The sequence below is a fragment of the Paracoccus beibuensis genome, from assembly GCF_026162625.1.
Lineage (GTDB): Bacteria > Pseudomonadota > Alphaproteobacteria > Rhodobacterales > Rhodobacteraceae > Paracoccus > Paracoccus beibuensis.
The window spans coordinates 37,561-53,247 of the sequence record NZ_JAOTBD010000013.1; the positions used below are offsets into that span (position 1 = coordinate 37,561).

The following is a 15,687-nucleotide window of genomic DNA, read 5'->3' on the forward strand; positions in this document are numbered from 1 at the left end:
CTTTATCCGGCGTTATCGCAAGGCTAACCTTCCGCTCAAACAGGAGGACTCTGCATGAACGAGATTCATCACTGGATCGACGGCAAGGAATACAAGGGCACGTCGGGTCGCTTTTCGGACGTCTTCAACCCCGCCACCGGCGAGGTTCAGGCGCGCCTGTCGCTGGCCACCAAGGCCGAACTCGACCATGCCATCGAACGCGCCGCCAAGGCGCAGGTCGCCTGGGGCGCCACCAACCCGCAGCGTCGTGCGCGCGTCATGATGGCCTTCGTCGGCCTGATCAACCGCGACATGGACAAGCTGGCCGAGGTTCTGTCCTCGGAACACGGCAAGACCTTCGCCGACGCCAAGGGCGACGTCCAGCGCGGGCTTGAGGTGATCGAGTTCTGCATCGGCGCGCCGCACCTGCTGAAGGGCGAATTCACCGACAGCGCCGGCCCCGGCATCGACATGTATTCCATGCGCCAACCGCTTGGCGTCGTCGCAGGCATCACGCCCTTCAACTTTCCCGCCATGATTCCGTTGTGGAAGATGGGTCCCGCGCTGGCCGCCGGCAACGCCATGATCCTGAAGCCGTCGGAACGTGACCCCTCGGTCCCCCTGATGCTGGCCAGGCTGCTGCAAGAGGCCGGGCTGCCCGACGGCGTGCTGCAGGTCGTCAACGGCGACAAGGAGAGCGTGGACGCAATCCTCGACAACCCGACCGTCCAGGCGGTGGGCTTCGTGGGTTCGACCCCCATCGCGCAGTACATCTACGAACGCGCGGCGCAGACCGGCAAGCGCGCGCAGTGCTTCGGCGGCGCCAAGAACCACATGATCATCATGCCGGACGCCGATCTGGACCAGGCCGCCGATGCGCTGGTGGGCGCAGGCTATGGCGCGGCGGGCGAACGCTGCATGGCGATCTCGGTCGCGGTGCCGGTGGGCGACAAGACCGCCGACGCGCTGATCGAAAAGCTGGTCCCGCGGATCGAAAAGCTGAAGGTCGGCCCCTGGACCGCCGGCAGCGACATCGACTATGGCCCCGTCGTCACCAAGGCGGCCCAGCAGAACATCCTGCGCCTGGTGCAGTCGGGCGTCGACCAGGGCGCGGAACTGGTCGTCGACGGCCGCGACTTCAAACTGCAGGGCTACGAGAACGGCTTCTTCGTCGGTCCTCACCTGTTTGACCGTGTGACACCGGACATGGACATCTACAAGACCGAGATCTTCGGTCCGGTCCTGACCACCGTCCGCGCCGGCAGCTATGAAGAGGCAATCAAGCTGGCCATGGACCACGAATACGGGAACGGCACGGCGATCTATACTCGTGACGGCGACACGGCTCGCGACTTTGCCAGCCGCATCAATATCGGCATGGTCGGAGTCAACGTGCCGATCCCGGTGCCCCTGGCCTACCACACCTTCGGCGGCTGGAAGAAATCGGGCTTCGGCGACCTGAACCAGCACGGCCCGGACGCGTTCCGCTTCTATACGCGCACCAAGACCGTGACCGCGCGCTGGCCCTCGGGCATCAAGGAAGGCGGAGAGTTCAACTTCAAGGCCATGGACTGATCCGCCATCCATGCAAACCTGTCCCGGGGGTCCGGGGGGCTCTCCCCCCGGCATCCGCGGGACGCACCAGCGCCCGTTCAGGTCTTCCCGAGGGACCGCCATGAGCACAGAGCCTGACTTCACCCTGGGCATCGAAGAGGAATACCTTCTTGTCGATGCCGAAACATGCGATCTTGCCACAGCACCGCAGGCGCTGATGGAAGCCTGCAAGGTCGACCTGGGCGACCAGGTCAGCCCTGAATTCCTGCGCTGCCAGATCGAGATCGGCACGCCTGTATCGTCTGACATCCGGCAGGCCCGCGACCACCTGCGCCGCCTGCGCGCCACTGTCGCCCGTCATGCCGCCGATCATGGGCTGGCGCCGATTTCGGCGTCCTGCCATCCCTTCGCCGACTGGCGCGACCAGGACCACACCGACAAGGACCGCTACAACCAGCTGTCGCGCGACATGGGCGGGGTCGCACGGCGCATGCTGATCTGCGGGATGCATGTGCATGTCGGCATCCCCGATCCGTCGCAGCGCATCGACCTGATGGGGCAGCTGACCTACTTCCTGCCGCACCTGCTGGCGCTTTCGGCCTCCAGCCCCTTCTGGCTGGGAGAGGACACTGGCCTCGCGTCCTACCGCACCACCGTCTTCGGCGACATGCCCCGCACGGGCCTGCCCCCCGCCTTTGGCAGTTGGGCGGAATACGAACGTTCGCTGAATGCGCTGACGGATCTGGGCATCATCGAGGACAGCAGCAAGATTTGGTGGGACCTGCGCCCCTCGTGCAAGTTCCCCACGCTGGAAACCCGCATCTGCGATGCCTGCCCCCGGGCCGAGGATGCCGTGACGCTGGCGGCGCTGATCCAGGCCACGCTGCGGATGCTGTGGCGGCTGTCGCGCAGGAACCAGCGCTGGCGGCAATACGATGCCTTCCTTGTCGGCGAGAACCGCTGGCGCGCCGCCCGCTACGGCACGACCGAGGGGTTGATCGACTTCGGCGCCGGGGCGATCCTGCAGCTCGACCGGATCGCCGAGGACTGGCTGGAACTGATCGCCCAGGACGCCGACGCGCTGGACAGCCAGCCCGCCGTTGCCCACCTGCGCGACATGGTCGCCCGCGGCACCTCGGCCGACGCGCAGCGCAACGTGGCCGGCCTCGCCCGCGCCGCCGGTGCGACCGAGGAGGAGGCCCTGCGCGCCGTCACCCGCCACCTGATCGAGGAGTTTCGCCACGACCTCTGACAGCGGCACTTGCAACACTTCTGCAACATCTGCCAATTAAACGACTGTTCAATTCACCCAGATCCGGGGAGGGGATGACGCATGGATTTCACACTGACCGAGGAACAGCAGGCCATCTTCGACATGGCCCGCGAATTCGGCCAAGCCCGCATCGCGCCCCATGCGCGGGCGTGGGAGGCTGACGGCACGATCCCCCGCGACCTCTGGCCCGAGGTGGCCGAGCTTGGTCTTGGCGGCATCTTCGTCAACGAGGATCACGGCGGCACCGGGCTGACGCGGCTTGACGGAACGCTGATCTTCGAAGCGCTGTCGATGGCCTGCCCCTCGGTCGCGTCCTTCCTGTCGATCCACAACATGTGCGGCGGGATGATCGACAAGTTCGGATCGGCCGAGGACAGGGAACGCTGGCTGCCCGACCTCTGCGCGATGCGAAAGATCTTCAGCTATTGCCTGACCGAACCCGGCAGCGGATCGGACGCAGCCGCACTGCGAACGCGGGCCGAGCGCGACGATCAGGGCTGGCGGCTGAACGGCACCAAGGCGTTCATCTCCGGCGGCAGCTATTCCGACGCCTACATCGTGATGGTCCGCACCGGCAAAGACGGCGCCCGGGGCATCAGCACCGTCATCGTCCAAGACGGAACCCCCGGCCTGACGTTCGGTGCCTTGGAGGACAAGATGGGCTGGCGGTCGCAGCCGACCGCGCAGGTGCAGTTCGACGACTGCGCCATTCCCGCCGCCAACCTGCTGGGCGAGGAAGGGAGCGGCTTCTCCTACGCCATGGCCGGGCTCGACGGTGGCCGGCTGAACATCGCGGCGGCGGCTCTGGGCGGGGCGCAGGCGGCGCTGGATGCGACGCTGGCCTACATGGCCGACCGCAAGGCCTTCGGAAAGTCGCTGGACCAGTTCCAGGCCCTGCAGTTCCGCCTGGCTGAAATGGAGACGGCGCTGCAATCGAGCCGCATCTTCCTGCGACAGGCGGCATGGAAGCTGGACCAGGGCGCGCAGGACGCCAGCAAGTTCTGCGCCATGGCCAAGCTGCACGTCACCGACCGCGCCTTCGACGTGGCCAACCAGTGCCTGCAGCTGCATGGCGGCTATGGCTACCTTGCCGACTACGGGATCGAGAAGATCGTCCGCGACCTGCGCGTCCACCAGATCCTGGAGGGCACGAACGAGATCATGCGCCTGATCGTCAGCCGCGCCCTTCTAGCCGAACGGAGGTAGAATGGACGACCTGAACATCCGCAAATCCGGCCGCGCCGGCCGCATCACCTTCACCCGCCCCAAGACGCTGAACGCGCTGAGCCACCCGATGGCACTGGCGATCCAACAGGCATTGGACGGCTGGCGCGACGATCCCGATGTCGCGCTGGTCATTCTCGACGCCGAGGGCGACCGCGCCTTCTGCGCCGGCGGCGACATCGCGGCGGTCCATCACGCCGGACTGGCGGGCGATCACCGCGTCGGGCGCGACTTCTTCCGCGACGAATACCGCATGAACGCGACCATCGCGGACTATCCCAAGCCGGTGGTCGCCTTCATGCAGGGCTTCGTGATGGGCGGCGGCGTCGGCGTCGGCTGCCATGCCAGCCATCGCATCGTGGGCGACACGACCCGCGTCTCCATGCCGGAAAGCGGCATCGGCCTGATCCCCGACGTGGGCGGCAGCTGGCTTCTGGGCCACGCACCGGGGCGAATCGGCGAATACCTGGCCCTGACCGGCGCCCGCATGGGCCCGGGCGACGCGATCCATACCGGATTCGCGGACCTCTTCATCCCCGAGGCGGAATGGCCGGCCCTGATCGCGACGCTTGAGGCCGAGGGCAACACCGCCTGTCTTGCCGGTCATCCCGCACCCGAGTCCCCGCTGGCGACGCGCGACCTGTCGGCCTTTGGCGGCAGACATGTCGCCGACATCATCGCCGCGCTGCCCGAGGGGGACGAGGTAGCCGCCCTGCGCCGCAACTCTCCGCTGTCGATGGCGGCGGGGCTGGCGCTGGTGCGTGCCGCCCGGGGCGACGCCCGCATCCAGCAGTCGCTGGCGCGCGAGTATCGCTTCACCGCCCGTGCCACCGCCGAAAGCGATTTCCTGGAGGGGGTGCGGGCACAGATCATCGACAAGGATCGCAGCCCCCGCTGGACGGCCGAGGCCAGCGACGACAAGGTGGGGGCCATGCTGGCGCCGCTGCCGGATGACGACCTGCTTTGGGAGGATACGGAATGAAGATCGGGTTCATTGGTCTGGGCAACATGGGCGCGCCGATGGCCGTCAACCTGGCGAAGGCAGGCCACAAGGTGACGGGGTTTGACACCGCGGCACCCGAGCCCGATGGCGTCATTGCCGCGACCTCGGCGGCCGAGGCCGCGCGGGACGCCGACGTGGTGATCGCCATGCTGCCGAACGGCAAGATCCTGCGTGCCGTCGCCGATCAGGTCATTCCCGCCATGAAGACGGGCGCGGTCTTCTGCGATTGCTCAACCGTGGACGTGGACAGCGCCCGCGCGGTGGCGGACGCCGCGCTGGCAGCGGGGCTGGGGGCGCTTGACGCGCCCGTGTCGGGCGGCATCGGCGGCGCGCAGGCCGGAACGCTGACCTTCATGGTCGGCGGCCGCGCCGACGCCTTCGCCGCGGTCGAGCCGCTGTTCCAGGTCATGGGGCAAAAGGCCGTCCATTGCGGCGACAGTGGCGCGGGCCAGGCGGCCAAGATCTGCAATAACATGATCCTGGGCGTCACCATGATCGCCACCTGCGAGGCCTTCGCCATGGCCGACAAGTTGGGACTCGACCGGCAGAAGATGTTCGATGTCGTGTCCACCAGCTCGGGCTATAGCTGGAGCATGAATGCCTATTGCCCCGCCCCGGGCATCGGGCCGAAAAGCCCCGCCGACAACGACTACAAGCCGGGATTTGCGGCCGAATTGATGCTGAAGGACCTGAACCTGTCGCAGCAGGCCGCCGAATCGGCGGGGGCCGACACGCCGATGGGCGCCCTGGCCCGCAGCCTCTACGAACGATTCGTCGAGCGCGAGGACGGCCTCGGACGTGACTTTTCTGCCATGCTGCCCAGGTTTGTCGGCAGGAACGGCTGAAGATGGTCCTTTCGGACATCTTGTAAAGGAACCCTTAACCCGGCATGTGGTTGACGGGTAACCGAGCAGGATCTGACGGAGCAGCGCCCATGCGGCTGTCGCCACGCATAACAGCGGCGTCACTGGCCTTGGTGGTGACAACGGCGGTCGTCGTGCTGGACCGGCGCGAACCGCTGGCACCCCGCCCGGCCCATGCCGACGAGGCGGGCATCGTCGCGACGCCCGTCATCGGCGATGTTCCCCGCGAAGGTCTTGTGACGCCGATCGAGCGACCGGGCATCTTTGGCCTTGGCATTAGTCCTTCGGGCAGCCGCTACGCCATGGTTGGCGGTTATCTTGTCCGGATCGACCTGAAGTCGGGAAAGATCGTGTCGATCCTGCGTCGTCTGCCGACCATGCAACACTGATCTGCAGTCGCAGCGTGGCACGGAACCAGCCTCGACGCGGCGTGTTGATTCGCATGAATGACAGAGGAATGACATGACCCCGCTGCACCCACTGGCCGCCGCGGCGGTCGGGGGACTGCTGAGCCTGACAGCCATCTTCGCCCCTGATCCGCCAGAGCCTGCCGTCGACTATCCGATCCCAGTCTGCGGCCCGGCTTGCCTTGCGGCAAGCCCGACCTTCGCGGTCGGCGATTTTGCGCCCAGGGACCAGGTCCACCTGATCACGCATCCTGGGCGCTATGGTCTGTCGACGCCTCCGTTTGGCGACAGCTATGCGGTGATTGGCGGCTTCCTCGTGCGTCTTGATCCTGAACACCGCCGGATCGAGTCGGTCCTGCGGCCCGTGCCCCGGATCCTCGACTAGCCGTCCAGCAGCGCGCGCGCAGCTTCGGTTGCGGCCTCTGTCACGCGATCGCCCGACAGCATCCGCGCGATCTCGGCCACGCGGTCCGGCTCTGACAGCTGAACAACGGTCGAGGTGGTCATGCCGTCGGCCACGGACTTCGCCACCCGGAAATGAACCTGGCCCAGAGCCGCGACCTGCGGCGAGTGGGTGATGACCAGCACCTGCGCATCCGAGGCCAGCGTCTGCAGGCGCCGCCCCACCGCATCCGCCGTCGCGCCGCCAACACCCCGGTCGATCTCGTCGAAGATCATCACCAGCGCGTCGTTTCCGCGCGCCAGGCACACCTTCAGCGCCAGCAGGAAGCGCGACAGCTCACCGCCCGAGGCGATCTTGTCCAAGGGTCCCGAGGGCGCGCCAGGATTGGTGGCGACCGTGAAGGCGACGGTATCGCGCCCGTCGGGCCCCGCCTCGGCGGGGGTAACGAGGGTTTCGAAGACCGCGCGTTCCATCTTCAAGGGCGCGAGTTCGGCGGTGACCGCAAGATCCAGCTGGCGCGCCGCGTCCTGCCGCGCCGTCGTCAGTGCCGCCGCGCCCGCTTCATAGGCTTCCGCGGCAGATCGGTCGGCGGCGCGCAACGCGCCGATCTCGGCCTCTCCGGCGTCGATCTGGCCCAGCCTCTGGCGCAGATCCTCGGCCAGGGCGGCCAGGTCATCTGGCAACACGTTGTGCTTGCGGGCCAGCCCCCGAAGCGCGAACAGCCGCTCCTCGGTCGCCTCCAGCGCGGCGGGATCGAAATCGAGCGCCCTCAGCGTATCCTCGACCCCCTTCGTCGCCTCGCCCAGTTCGACAAGTGCCCGGGACAGCGCCGCCAGCGGCTCATCGAGACGGCCCTCGGCCTGCTCGGCCGCGCCCTCCAGCCAGCGCGCGGCATCGACCATCGCGGCTTCGGCGCCGTTGCCGCCCAGCATCTGCAGCGCCCGGGCGACGTCGTCACGTATCCGCTCGGCCCCCTGCATGGCCCGCCGCGAGACGTCCAGGCGCTGTTCCTCGCCTCGTTCGGGACCCAGCTTGTCCAGTTCGGCCACAGCGTGGCGCAGGAATTCCTCTTCCTGCCGCGCCGCCTCCAGCGCAGCCTCAGCGTCAGCCAGGGCACGGGCGGCCTGCCGGCGCGCGGTCCAGGCGGAGCGCACCGGCGTCAGGTCCAGCGCGCCAAAGACGTCCAGCAACGCCCGGTGCCCACGCGGGTTCAGAAGACCCCGGTCGTCATGCTGGCCGTGCAGCTCGACCAAGGTTTCGGACAGCTGGCGCAGCACCTCGCCAGAGACGCGCCGGTCGTTGACCCAACCTGTCTTGCGGCCGTCCAACCCGTTCACGCGGCGCAGGATCAGCTCGTCATCGTCGATGTTGATCCCGGCCTCGGCCAGAACTTCGCGTGCCGGGTGGGACGCCGGCAGGTCGAAGACCGCCTGCACCTCGCCCTGCGCCGCACCTTGCCGCACAAGGTCTGCCCGGCTGCGCCAGCCCAGGACGAAGCCAAGGCAGTCCAGCAGGATCGACTTGCCCGCCCCCGTCTCTCCGGTCAGGACGTTCAGGCCCGAACCGAAAACCAGCTCCAGCCGCTCGATCAGCAGCATGTCGCGGATGTCGAGCGACCTCAGCATGACGGCGCCCGCAGCGCCGGTGCGCGGCGCGATTCCATCAGAGCCAGCGACCCTCGACCGTCTGCCGGTACACATTCCCCAGCCAGCTGTTGCCGCGCACTTCGGGCGACAGGCCGCGGCCGCGCAGCTGGCGGAACGCATCTTCGTAGAAGGGCGAGGACTGGAAGTTGTAGCCCAGGATGGCGCCCGCCGTCTGCGCCTCGTCCGTCAGGCCGAGCGCCAGATAGGCCTCGACCAGCCGCAGCAGCGCTTCGGGCGTCTGGGTGGTGGTCTGAAACTCCTCGACCACGACGCGGAAGCGGTTGATGGCGGCCGTATAATGGCCGCGCTTGAGGTAATAGCGCCCGATCTCCATCTCTTTCGCGGCAAGATGGTCGAAGGCCAGGTCGAACTTGAGGATGGCGCTGCGCGCATACTCGCTGTCGGGATATCGTTCGATCACGGTGCGCAGCCCCTGCAGCGCCTGGAAGGTCAGGCCCTGGTCACGGCCCACGTCGTCGATCTGGTCGTAATATGACAGTGCCAGAAGATACTGCGCATAGGCCGCGTCCTCATCCCCCGGATAGGTGTCGAGGAACCGCTGCGCCGCGGCGCGGGCCTCTTCATAGTTGCCGGCCTTGTGGTTGCCGAAGGCCTGCATGATCAGGGCGCGCTTGGCCCATTCGGAGTAGGGGTAGAGACGCTCGATCTCGCTGAAATAGAAGACCGCGTCTTCCGGCTCGCGGCTGTTCTCGAGCTCGTACTCGCCGCGGCGATAGATTTCGGCCGCATCGTACTGGTCCAGGTTCTGGCGCTGCGCGCGATCCCGGTCGCCGCCGCATCCCGTCAGAAGCAGTCCGGCAAGCACCGCAGCCATCACCGAAGCCGAAGTTTTCGCGCCCGCCATCTTCACCCTGCCCTAAGATCCTTGCCGTCGACAGGCCCCGTCGGGGGGCGCTGCCGGCATCTGGTAGCACAGAACATCAGGGGGCGCAAAATGGCAATCCGTTGAATTCTGCATGGCTTTGCAAGCACGCGTGCAAGCAGCCACCGCGGCCTATTCGGCCGCGATGGCTGCCGGGATCATGGCACGCATCAGGGCATAGTCGGCGACGCCGGCGCCCGGAAGGCGGTCTTCCAATTCCGGCGTGCACCGCTCCCACTGCCAGGCAGTCGGGTCAGCAAAGAGCGCGCGCAGCAGGCGGTTCGTCATCGCGTGGCCCGCACGATGGCCGGTGTAGCGCGCCAAAAGCGGTGCCCCCGCCAGCGCCAGATCGCCGGTGGCGTCCAGCATCTTGTGGCGCACCGCCTCGTCGGCGTGACGCAGACCGCCCGGCGACAGCACCTCGGCCCCGTCGACGACGACGGCGTTCAGGAACGTCCCGCCCAGAGCAAGACCATTGCGGCGCATCGCCTCGACATCCGAGACGCGGCAGAACGTCCGGCTGTCGGCCAGCTCTCGCAGGAAGGCGCCGTTGGCCATGTCCAGCCGCATTTCCTGGTGGCCGATGGCGGCGTCGGTGAAGTCGATTTCGAAGTCGATCTCGAGATGATCCGCAGGCGACAGGCGTGCAAAGGCCTCTCCCTCGCGGACCTCGACGGGGCGCAGCACGCGGATAGCGCGCAGCGCCGCCGCCTGGCGCCGGATGCCGACGGCCAGAATGCGTTCAACGAACGGCGCCGAGGATCCGTCGAGGATCGGCACCTCGGGACCATCCACGGTCACCAGCGCGTTGTGAATGCCCGTGCCGGCGAGTGCCGCCATGACATGTTCGACCGTCGACAGTGTCACGCCCGCGCCATTGTCCATCAGCGTGCAGAGCTTGGACGGCGTGACGTGGTTCCACAGCGCGGGAATATCAACGGCCGGGCTCAGGTCGGTGCGGCGGAACACGATGCCATGTCCCGCAGGCGCCGGATGCAGCGTCAACACGGCCGCAGCGCCCGAGTGCAACCCGACGCCCGTGAATGTCACCTTGTCTTTCAGCGTTGCTTGCATGATCGCGCGCCCCTGAGTCTCGTCCATGGCCCTGTGGACCCTTGTTGACAGTGGAGCTAGTCCCGCCCGACCAAGCATTCAATTAACGTTTTGTGACGCGGTGAAACATTCGCCTCGACAACAGGCTCAACCTTGAGGTGATTTCAAGCAAGCCCCTGAACACAAAGAAGAAGGGGACCGGTTCATCCGATCCCCTTCTGCCTGTTGGCGCTCGTTTTCGTGATGACGATCAGTTGGCCTGGCGGCGCAGGAATGCCGGGATTTCGACATTGTCCTGAGCGTTGTCGGGGCTGGCCAGATCGTCGAAATCGGTGTCCTGCTGGCGGGCGCGAACCGCGACACGTTCGTTCACGCGCTCGGCGATCGACGAGGCTGCGGGCTTCTGCCCGGCCGGCTGGTCGCTGCCGTGTCCTGCCATCCGCTCCAGCATCCGGCCAAGGCCGCTCATGCGGCTGTGGCTGCGCGTGTCCTGAACCGGCTGCTGCGGCGGCTGCTGTGCGCGAGAGCCTTGGCCATGGTTGTCGACGGCGCGGCGAAGGCGGTCCATGACCTCGGGGGTCGGCTGGCCGGGGCGGGCACCTTGCGGGGCGCGCGGGGCCACGAAGGCCGAGGCGTCGTCATCGATCCGCACGGCGGTCTGACGCGGCTGCTCTTTCGGCTGGTAGGCCGGCTGCGGCATGTCGTCCTCGACACGCGCTGCGGGGGCTGGTGCGGGCGTCTCGGCGACCGCCGGCATGCGCCGCGCGGGAACCGGAACCTCGTCCTGGACAACCGGGGCGGCAGCAACCGACGGGTTCTGCGTCAGCGGCGCCGCCATGCTGCGGCGGGGCGAGGGAACCTCGGCCACGGCCGCGGCAGCATCGATGCCCGTTGCCACGACGGACACGCGGATCGTGCCGTCCATGTCCGGGTCCAGGGTCGAGCCGACGATGATGTTGGCGTCGCTGTCAACCTTGTCGCGGATGACGTTGGCGGCCTCGTCCAACTCGAACAGGGTCATGTCATAGCCGCCGGTGATGTTGATCAGCACGCCGCGGGCGCCGTTCAGGCTGATCTCGTCCAGCAGCGGGTTGGCAATGGCACGCTCGGCGGCCTCTTGCGCGCGGTTGTCGCCTGCAGCCTCGCCGGTGCCCATCATCGCCTTGCCCATCTCGTCCATGACGGCGCGGACGTCGGCGAAGTCGAGGTTGATCAGGCCCGGGCGCACCATCAGGTCCGTCACGCCCTTGACGCCCTGGTAGAGCACGTCGTCGGCCAGCGCAAAGGCTTCGGTGAAGGTGGTCTTTTCGTTCGCCAGCCGGAACAGGTTCTGGTTGGGGATGATGATCAGCGTGTCCACGACCTTCTGGAGGGCCTCGACGCCCTCCTCGGCCTGGCGCATCCGCTTGGTGCCCTCGAACTGGAAGGGCTTGGTCACGACGCCGACGGTCAGGATGCCCATCTCGCGCGCGGCCTGGGCGATGATCGGGGCGGCGCCGGTACCGGTGCCGCCGCCCATGCCGGCGGTGATGAAGCACATATGCGCGCCCATCAGGTGATCGACGATATCCTCGATCGTCTCCTCGGCGGCCTTGGCGCCGATGGTGGGCTTGGCGCCGGCGCCGAGGCCCTCGGTCACCTTCGGACCCATCTGGATGCGGCTGGTCGCCCGGCTCTGCTGCAGGGCTTGCGCGTCCGTGTTGGCGACCACGAACTCGACACCGTCAAGCTGCTTCTGAATCATGTTGTTGACGGCGTTGCCACCGGCACCGCCGACGCCGAAGACCGTGATGCGCGGCTTCAGCTCTTCTTCGTCATTCATCATCAGGTTGAGGTTCATGGTGTCCGCCTGTTTTCGCTGCTTCGCTTTTTCGGGCGCGGGATGCCCGCTCGAATCCCGATATTTATTGGTGATCGTAACCATTCTGCACCACTGCGTCACTCGAAAAACAGTGGAAACGGGCGAAATGTGGCGGTAGTTCCGGCGCGTTTCGGCGGTATCTTGCCACACGCGCTGAATATGGTGGGGCAAGCCCTACCATGCCATAGCCTCTGCCCGTTCGCTCACCAGTTGTTCTTGAACCAGCGATACGCCCGACGCAGGCTGCGCGCCGAATATCGGTCGGCGGGCATTTCGAAATCCCACCATTCGTCCTGCGGATGCGCCGCGAACAGGGCAAGGCCGACGGCGCTGGAAAAACTGGGATCGGTCAGCTGGTGCGCCAGCCCGTCGATGCGCAGGGGCCGCCCGCAGCGGATGTTGGGTCCCAGGATCCGCGCCGCCAGCCCGTCCAGCCCGGGGATCTGGCTGCCGCCGCCGGTCAACACGATCTGCTGGCTGGGCATATAGTCGAACCCGGCCGCGTCCAGCACCTCGCGCGCGCGCTCCAGGATCTCCTCGACCCGCGGGCGCATGATGCCGATGACGTCGGCGCGGCTGACATGGCGGCGGTCGGCCTCCCACTCGCTTGTATCCGAGCCCACATCGATCATGTCGCGATCATCGCGGCCGGTGGCCTCGACACCGCCGTTCAGCGTCTTCAGACGCTCGGCCACAGGCAAGCTGACGCGCAGGCCCTGCGCGATGTCCTGGGTGATCAGGTTGCCGCCGATGGGCACGTGATCGGAAAAGATCATGTGCTTCTTGATGAAGACCGACACGCCGGTCCCGCCGCCGCCGAAGTCGACGCAGGCTGCGCCCAGTTCCTGCTCGTCCTCGACCAGGCTCGCGCGGGCCGAGGCGTAGGGGGCCGAGGCGATGCCCGCCAGCTCGAGGTCGCAGCGGCGGATGCACTGCACCAGGTTGCCGATGACGTCGCCGTCGACCGTCAGCACATGCATGTCGCAGAACAGCTTGTTGCCCAGATGGTCGCGCGGATCGGCCAGGCTTGACCGATTGTCGACGGCGAAGTTCACCGGCTGCGCGTGAAGCACCTCGCGGCCCCGGCCGAAGTCCGGCGTCTCGCAGGCCGCCAGCACCGCCGCGACGTCATGGTCGCCCACCTGCCCCGACGCCAGCGAGATCTCTCCGGCGAGGCCATAGGATGCCGGGCGCCCGCCCGACAGGCAGGCGATCACGTGGTCGATACGGACACCGGCAACCTTTTGTGCGGCGGCGACGACGGTGCGGATGGCGCGCTCGGTCTCGGCCATCGTCTCGATCTCGCCACGGCGCATGCCGCGCGACCGGGTCGAGGCCGCGCCGATCACGCGGAAGTTCACCTGCCCCGCCATGGACCCGACGCCATCGGTGGCGCGGAATGTGCCGTTGCTGTCGACACGCAGCACCAGACAGGCGATCTTCGACGTGCCGATGTCCAGGATGCCGACGACGCCGCGCTGAAGGGCGGCCCGGCGGATGTTCCGCATCGCGCGCTGCGTTTGATAGAGTTCGGCCATTCGCTTCCCCTCGTTCAACCCTTGTTGTCCGTACCCGGCAGCACCTGGCCGTCAGGACCCAGCAGCGGCAGGCCACGCGCCTGGCGGATGGTGTTCCGGGCATCGACGCCCAGCCTCAGGACCGGGCGCGACGGATCGCGCAAATCGACCGAGGTAATGTCGCGGCCCAGCATGTCCTCGGCCCGGTGCAGCGCGATCGCCGCTTCCAGCGCGACGACGGCGCCCTTCTCGGGCAGCATGATGCGCTGGCCGAAATCAAGCACCAGGTCCCACCGCCGCTCGCCCCGGCGGACCAAGCCGCGCACGCGCGGCAGGATCGGCCCGGCGGCGTCGAACAGGGCCAGCGCCTCCTCGGTCACAAGATCCGCCCCCTCGCCCGAGATCAGCGGCAGCTCCGGCCGTACCTCTCGCGAGGTGACGCTGGCGACGCGGTGGCCGCTGCGGTCCAGGATCTCGATCCCGCGGCTGTGGCGCCAGAGGATGGCGGGCTCGCGCTCCACCACCTCGGCGGACAGGATGCCGCCGGGCTTGATGCGCAGGTCGATGGTCTCGACCGCGTCAAGCTGCATCACCTGCAGGCGCAGCGCGGCCAGGTCGATGTCGAAGCTGGACGCCGGCAAGTCCACCGGCAGCATGGCCCGCAGCGCCGTCTCGACGACCGGAGAAGCCCCCTCGATCGCCATGGTGTGAACCTGGAATTCCTCACGGCTCTGGACCTGCGTCACGACCGAATTCACACCGTCGCGCAGAAGCGCGCGGCGATCCTCGTCCGCCAGCCACAGCCCGCCGACCATTGCCAGCACGAAGGCCGGCGCGCCCACGCGGACGAACCGGCGATAAAGCGGCGTCAGCCACATCCGTTCCAAGCGGTACTGCAGACGCGACGGCGCGGGGTCGCGACGCTGCCGGGGCTGCGGCGTCACCTGCTTTCCGGGGCGATGATCGATCACGACCGGCACAGCGCATCCTCCACCATCCAGCGCATCAGCGCGGGAAAGTCGATGCCGGCATGGGCGGCCTGCTCGGGCGCCAGAGAGGTCGGCGTCATGCCGGGCTGGGTGTTCACCTCGAGGATGATCAGGCCGTCGAGGCCACGGCTCTCGTCCCAGCGGAAATCGGTGCGCGTCAGGCCGGTGCAGCCAAGCGCCCGGTGCGCGCGGCAGGCCATCTGCAGGCAGGCATCGGTGATGTCGGCCGGAATATCGGCGGGAACGACATGGCGCGACCCGCCGACGCTGTACTTGGCGGCGTAGTCGTACCAACCCTCGGTCAGGATCTCGGTCACGCCCAGGGCGCGATCGTCCATCACTGTGGTCGTCAGTTCGCGTCCCGGCGCATAGGTTTCGACCATGACGCGGTCCGGCATCTCGGCCGACAGCTGCGGCGGCTGGTTGGCGCCGTCATGGACGATATAGACGCCCACGGAGGAACCTTCGCCGTTCGGCTTCACCACGTAGGGGGGCGGCATGACATGGCGGCGGCGCACCTCGTCGGCATCGGCGATGATGCTTTCGACCACCGGCAGACCTGCGGCCCGAAACGCATCCTTCGCGCGGCTCTTGTCCATCGCCAGGGCCGAGGCGAGAACGCCCGAATGCGTATAGGGGATGTCCAGCCAGTCCAGCAGGCCCTGGACGCAGCCATCCTCGCCCCACCGGCCATGCAGAGCGTTGAAGACCACGTCAGGATCGACCTCGGCAAGACGCCGGACGATCTCGTCGCCCCGGGCCTGACCCAGCTCTATTTCCGTTACCTGATAACCCGCCACCCGCAGCGCAGCCGCGCATTCGCGCCCTGATGATAACGACACCTCGCGCTCGGCCGAGGGTCCGCCCATCAGAACAGCGACCGAGTGGGCTGTCCTGCTCGACCTGCCCGCCACGATTCTGCCTCTTGTTGCCCGGTTGATCCGGGCTTCGCCTGTCTTGCGCAACCTTTCACGGTTGCGTCATGGCTGACACGTTACAGCCAAAGCACGAAGCACAAAAGCGTATTTTCGT

Annotated in this window: 14 protein-coding genes; 7 read left to right on the forward strand and 7 right to left on the reverse strand. The window is 67.4% G+C overall.

The window, feature by feature from the left end:
• Positions 1 to 54 precede the first annotated feature (54 nt).
• The 7 genes from OC159_RS10270 (at position 55) to OC159_RS10300 (ending at position 6,688) form a co-directional block, all read left to right on the forward strand.
• Positions 55 to 1,554 carry a CoA-acylating methylmalonate-semialdehyde dehydrogenase gene (locus OC159_RS10270; RefSeq protein ID WP_265501057.1) on the forward strand — a complete coding sequence of 500 codons (1,500 nt, stop codon included), beginning with the start codon at positions 55 to 57 and terminating at the stop codon, positions 1,552 to 1,554.
• A gap of 100 nt (positions 1,555 to 1,654) precedes the next feature.
• Positions 1,655 to 2,785 carry a carboxylate-amine ligase gene (locus OC159_RS10275; RefSeq protein WP_265501058.1) on the forward strand — a complete coding sequence of 377 codons (1,131 nt, stop codon included), beginning with the start codon at positions 1,655 to 1,657 and terminating at the stop codon, positions 2,783 to 2,785.
• An 81-nt stretch (positions 2,786 to 2,866) separates the two neighbouring features.
• Complete coding sequence (locus OC159_RS10280; RefSeq protein ID WP_265501059.1) at positions 2,867 to 4,012, forward strand: acyl-CoA dehydrogenase family protein; 1,146 nt, start codon at positions 2,867 to 2,869, stop codon at positions 4,010 to 4,012.
• A 1-nt stretch (position 4,013) separates the two neighbouring features.
• Positions 4,014 to 5,012: an enoyl-CoA hydratase/isomerase family protein gene (locus OC159_RS10285; RefSeq protein ID WP_265501060.1), complete on the forward strand. Its 999-nt coding sequence runs from the start codon at positions 4,014 to 4,016 to the stop codon at positions 5,010 to 5,012.
• Positions 5,009 to 5,878: a 3-hydroxyisobutyrate dehydrogenase gene (gene mmsB / locus OC159_RS10290; RefSeq protein ID WP_265501061.1), complete on the forward strand. Its 870-nt coding sequence runs from the start codon at positions 5,009 to 5,011 to the stop codon at positions 5,876 to 5,878. The genes OC159_RS10285 and mmsB overlap by 4 nt, the downstream gene beginning before the upstream one ends.
• An 89-nt stretch (positions 5,879 to 5,967) precedes the next feature.
• Positions 5,968 to 6,285, forward strand: coding sequence for a hypothetical protein (locus tag OC159_RS10295; RefSeq protein ID WP_265501062.1), 318 nt, complete (start codon positions 5,968 to 5,970; stop codon positions 6,283 to 6,285).
• 73 nt (positions 6,286 to 6,358) lie between these two features.
• On the forward strand, positions 6,359 to 6,688 hold the full coding sequence (locus OC159_RS10300; protein WP_265501063.1) for a hypothetical protein: 330 nt from the start codon (positions 6,359 to 6,361) through the stop codon (positions 6,686 to 6,688).
• Here OC159_RS10300 and recN read toward each other — a convergent pair.
• The 7 genes from recN to OC159_RS10335 form a co-directional block, all read right to left on the reverse strand.
• Positions 6,685 to 8,331, reverse strand: coding sequence for a DNA repair protein RecN (recN, locus tag OC159_RS10305; protein ID WP_265501064.1), 1,647 nt, complete (start codon positions 8,329 to 8,331; stop codon positions 6,685 to 6,687). The genes OC159_RS10300 and recN overlap by 4 nt on opposite strands.
• Before the next feature lie 37 nt (positions 8,332 to 8,368).
• Positions 8,369 to 9,217: an outer membrane protein assembly factor BamD gene (locus OC159_RS10310; RefSeq protein ID WP_265501065.1), complete on the reverse strand. Its 849-nt coding sequence runs from the start codon at positions 9,215 to 9,217 to the stop codon at positions 8,369 to 8,371.
• A 150-nt stretch (positions 9,218 to 9,367) separates the two neighbouring features.
• Positions 9,368 to 10,309: a UDP-3-O-acyl-N-acetylglucosamine deacetylase gene (gene lpxC, locus OC159_RS10315; protein ID WP_265501099.1), complete on the reverse strand. Its 942-nt coding sequence runs from the start codon at positions 10,307 to 10,309 to the stop codon at positions 9,368 to 9,370.
• Positions 10,310 to 10,538: 229 nt separating this feature from the next.
• Positions 10,539 to 12,128, reverse strand: coding sequence for a cell division protein FtsZ (ftsZ, locus tag OC159_RS10320; protein ID WP_265501066.1), 1,590 nt, complete (start codon positions 12,126 to 12,128; stop codon positions 10,539 to 10,541).
• A 224-nt stretch (positions 12,129 to 12,352) separates the two neighbouring features.
• The gene (gene ftsA / locus OC159_RS10325) at positions 12,353 to 13,687 is read right to left on the reverse strand and encodes a cell division protein FtsA (RefSeq protein WP_265501067.1); all 1,335 of its coding nucleotides are present in this window, start codon (positions 13,685 to 13,687) and stop codon (positions 12,353 to 12,355) included.
• A gap of 14 nt (positions 13,688 to 13,701) precedes the next feature.
• The gene (locus tag OC159_RS10330; RefSeq protein WP_265501068.1) at positions 13,702 to 14,646 is read right to left on the reverse strand and encodes a cell division protein FtsQ/DivIB; all 945 of its coding nucleotides are present in this window, start codon (positions 14,644 to 14,646) and stop codon (positions 13,702 to 13,704) included.
• Entirely contained in the window at positions 14,634 to 15,569 is a 936-nt protein-coding gene (locus OC159_RS10335; protein ID WP_265501069.1) for a D-alanine--D-alanine ligase, read from the reverse strand. Before OC159_RS10335 ends, OC159_RS10330 begins: the two co-directional genes overlap by 13 nt.
• Positions 15,570 to 15,687: the final 118 nt, after the last annotated feature.